Raw genomic sequence first — 3,550 nt, forward strand, 5'->3', positions numbered from 1 at the left:
GTCGCGTTCACCGTCTCCAGTCCGGACGGTCCGGCCGCCTTGGCGCATGCACACGCGATCAGCTCATCTCGCTGAGTGAGAACGCATCAGCCCTGTCGTCCAGGCCGAGGAAGCCGAGGTCGGCCAGGGCGCCGAGGCCGGCGGCGCGGAGGTGGGTGATCAGGTGGTCGCGGCGGGCGGCGGTGATGTCGTGGGTGCGGCCGGGCCGGGCGGCCGAGATCCAGATCAGGCGGCCGCGTTCGTCGGTGATGGCGAGGAAGTGCAGGCCGTGACGGTGGTGTTTCCCGGAATAGTTGGGGCGGTTCTCTGTTCCGGTGCGGCGCTGGGTGGGGACGAGGGTGCCGTCGACCAGGACGACCTCTCCGCCCCGCTTGGCGATCTTCTTCAGGGCGCGGTCCAGGCGTGGGGCCTGCGGAGCGAGCAGGGCGATCAGCTCGTCGCGCCAGCGGCGGACGGTGGTGGGCGAGATGTCGTTGCCACCGGCCATGTCGGCCAGGCGCTGGTCGTGCCGGAGTACGGCCAGGACGATCACGGCGATCTTGCCGGGCGTCCGGGTTCGCCACCTGGAACCTATCGATTTCAGGTGGCCTCTGAGCAGGTCGGCGAGGTGGTTGATGGTCCGCGTGGACAGCGACAGACGGCACTGGTAAACAAGGGAAACGGTGTCCCCGGCGTGTTCTTTGTTTTTGGTCACACAACTTCAACGGCCGCCGGGGACACCGTGGTTACGGCCCCGCCGCCATGTCTCGGAGGGTCACGGCCGGATGGTGAACTTCCCGTCGGGCCGTGTGCACAGCCAGCCGCGGTCGGCCAGTTTCCTCAGCTTCCCGCGCAGCGGCTCCAGCTTGCCCCGCACCCCGGTGTCCAGGCCGAGCTCCTCGCCGACCTGACGGACCGAGACCGGCCCGCCGGCCGTCCGCACGACGGTGAGGATGCGCTGGTACTCCGGCGGCAGCGCCGTCTCCTCCGCACCCGCCTCACGGTCCGGGATCATCCACACCGTCCGACCGCCCACCTGCGCAGATACCGGCACGGTCACAGCAAGCTCCTCGGTGATCTGCTCGCTCATCCGCTCAAGGACCCGTATCGCGACGGCGAGTTCGTCGCGCTCGGCCCGTACTTCCTCCAACTGCTTGGCCAGCTGTTCTTCGAGTCCGTCCAGCTCTGCGCGTCGCGCGGCGATCCGCTCCAGCAACTCGGGGTCCCTCATGCCCGGATCGTAGGAGCCCTATCGGCCACGGCGGGCAGAAACCGGCGAAACCGCCCCGACAGACGATCTACAGCGCAGACTGCCGCCCACGACCAGCACGAGCACCCCGAACGAACGCCACGCCAGCACCACTGATCAGCGACTTTCAGGATGGCGCTACTTCACTGAAGTGGCTGCGCGAACGACCCCAAGCCCCGCAAGAGCGACACCCCGTGCGCACCTGCGGGCCAGATCAGGTGATCGGCTGTCGGCCGATCCGCGCATACACGTCCGGACGCCGCGACCGGAATACCAGGGCGAGGACGAGCCCGGCGAGGAAGACCCCCCAGACGATCACCTGCAAGGTGACTGCCGTCCCGCGGTTACCTCCGGTCAGGAGGACGAAGTTGGTGAAGGCCAAGTAGAGCGTCACACCCAGGGCCGTTGTGGCCAGTGCGGGAGCGATCACGGTGTGCCAACGTGTCGTGTCATCGACCTTCTCGCGCGACCGGTGGAAGAACACGAGAACGGCCAGGCTGGTCAGGAACATGAGCACGAGGATGGGGAAGCCGCCGGCCCCGGTCAGCCAGGCGTACGCCGTCGCTGGGTCGCTGCCGGTGAACGCGAGTACGGCGATGACGAAGATGGCGCTCACCGTGAGGGAGCTTATGTATGGCGACCCGTGGCGCGGGTGCACGCGGCCGAGGGGCGACGGCAGCGCCTGGTCGGTGCCCAAGGAGTACCCGTATCGGGCGATGATGTTCTGACACGAAAGCACCCCTGCGAACACAGAGGTCACCACCAGCACCGAGATCACATCCCGTGCCCACGTTCCTGTGAACCGTCCCATGGCGTCCGAGAACATGCCCGGTGGGTTGGTGGTAGCCACGTGCGTGGCATGCGCCGTGCCGTAGGCGACCACGAGCAGCCACGTGACGACCATGTAGAAGACGCCCATGGAGAGCACGGCCAGATAGGTCGCCCGGGGGATCGTTCGCCGTGGGTCCTTGGTCTCCTCACGGAAGATCGCCGTGGCCTCGAAGCCTATGAAGGTGGTCACGGCGAAAAGCATGGCGACCCCCACGGCTCCTGACCTGAAGGAGCCAAAGGCGAACGGGGTGAGCGAGCGCCCCTCCGGGCCCCCGTGGCGGACGACAGCCAGGTCGAAGATCAGGATCACCACGATCTCCAGCACCATCGCCAGCGACAGCACCTTGGCGGACACGTCGATCCGGAAGTATCCGAGGATCCCGACGACCACGACGAGTGCCAGCGAGTATGACCACCAGGGCGACGATGGGCCGCCGAACGAGTCGACGACCATGTCGTCGGCGACGATCCCGAAGAAGAGGGAGGCGCCCACACCGATCATGAAATACCCGAGGACAGCGAGGAGACTCGCAGCCATCCCGACCACCCGGCCCAGACCGGCGGTGATATAGGCGTAGAACGCGCCGGGGTTGGGGAGGTATCGGCTCATCGTGGTGTAGCCGACGGAGAAGACCATCAACACCAGGGTCGCCGCGACGAAGGCGAGTGGTGCTCCCGCGCCGGCGGAGCCGATCACCAGCGGTATCACGCCCACAACACTGGCCAGGGGAGCCGCGAAAGCCAGGACGGTGAAGGCGACCTCCGTGACACCCATGCGCCCTTGGAGCTGGGGGCTCGCCGCTTCGAGGGTGCCGACCCCGGAGGCTGCCTCGGTCGGCTTGAAAGAGGTTTCGTCGCTCATGTCATGACCTTGTCCTGTGAGCAGAGACAGAAATGATGGGGACCGTGTGCCGAAGAGGCCCCTCCCTGTCAGCGCGGTCTGGGGGCGTGTCCCGTTTGGTGACCCCCGATCATTTGCTCGAGCCCTTCGCTGTCGTGGATGCCGCCGGCCGGGACGTTGACGAGGAGGTGCAGTCCGTTCGGGTCCGACAGGATGTGCATCTTGGACGCCCGTGATCAGACTTCATCCAGCGGATCGAGGTTCAGGCGCGGTGAACGACGAGGAAGAGCCGCTGGAACGGAAAGAGAGTGCGACCGTCCGGCAGGGAGGGGTAAGCCGCGCGTAGCCGTTCCAGGTAGGCGCTACGGAACGCGCCGAACTCGGCTGAGGACAGCCCGTCGATGACGGGCCGCAGCCCGGCGGCCTCGACCCAGGCCCACACCGGATCGGGACCGTCCAGGACGTGTAGATACTCGGTGCTCCAGACGTCCACTTCTGTGTTCGGGCTGGCCAGCAGGTCGTAGTAGCCCATCGCATCCACCGTGTGCCGGCGGTTGAGGGGCCACGAAGTTTCCGGACAGGCACCCAATAGGGTTGTCCTGAACAAGGAAACGAGGAAGAAATGGCGCCACCCAGTAAGTACTCGCCGG

The 3,550-nt window shown here is 66.7% G+C and carries 4 protein-coding genes and 1 pseudogene; all 5 read right to left on the minus strand.

Annotation, left to right across the window (positions count from 1 at the left end; genetic code table 11):
• Positions 1-58: 58 nt before the first annotated feature.
• The 5 genes and pseudogenes from AB0I51_RS48160 to AB0I51_RS48180 all read right to left on the minus strand — a co-directional run bounded on the left by AB0I51_RS48160 (position 59) and on the right by AB0I51_RS48180 (position 3,432).
• The gene (locus AB0I51_RS48160) at positions 59-694 is read right to left on the minus strand and encodes a transposase family protein (RefSeq protein ID WP_362985848.1); all 636 of its coding nucleotides are present in this window, start codon (positions 692-694) and stop codon (positions 59-61) included.
• Between the two features lie 60 nt (positions 695-754).
• Positions 755-1,210, minus strand: coding sequence for a hypothetical protein (locus AB0I51_RS48165; RefSeq protein WP_362985850.1), 456 nt, complete (start codon positions 1,208-1,210; stop codon positions 755-757).
• A gap of 232 nt (positions 1,211-1,442) precedes the next feature.
• Positions 1,443-2,921 carry an APC family permease gene (locus tag AB0I51_RS48170; RefSeq protein ID WP_362985852.1) on the minus strand — a complete coding sequence of 493 codons (1,479 nt, stop codon included), beginning with the start codon at positions 2,919-2,921 and terminating at the stop codon, positions 1,443-1,445.
• Between the two features lie 80 nt (positions 2,922-3,001).
• Positions 3,002-3,127 (minus strand): annotated as a pseudogene (locus AB0I51_RS48175) (IS5/IS1182 family transposase); the annotation flags it as partial.
• Between the two features lie 35 nt (positions 3,128-3,162).
• On the minus strand, positions 3,163-3,432 hold the full coding sequence (locus tag AB0I51_RS48180; RefSeq protein WP_362985854.1) for a hypothetical protein: 270 nt from the start codon (positions 3,430-3,432) through the stop codon (positions 3,163-3,165).
• Between the last annotated feature and the right edge of the window lie 118 nt (positions 3,433-3,550).

Origin of the sequence: Streptomyces sp. NPDC050549 (genome assembly GCF_040655035.1) — a bacterium.
Lineage (GTDB): Bacteria > Actinomycetota > Actinomycetes > Streptomycetales > Streptomycetaceae > Streptomyces.

Excerpts from the sequence above, each read along its gene's own strand:
- AB0I51_RS48165 (WP_362985850.1), bottom strand. The coding sequence starts at position 1,210 with ATGAGGGACCCCGAGTTGCTGGAGCGGATCGCCGCGCGACGCGCAGAG.
- AB0I51_RS48170 (WP_362985852.1), bottom strand. The coding sequence starts at position 2,921 with ATGAGCGACGAAACCTCTTTCAAGCCGACCGAGGCAGCCTCCGGGGTC.
- AB0I51_RS48180 (WP_362985854.1), bottom strand. The coding sequence starts at position 3,432 with ATGGGCTACTACGACCTGCTGGCCAGCCCGAACACAGAAGTGGACGTC.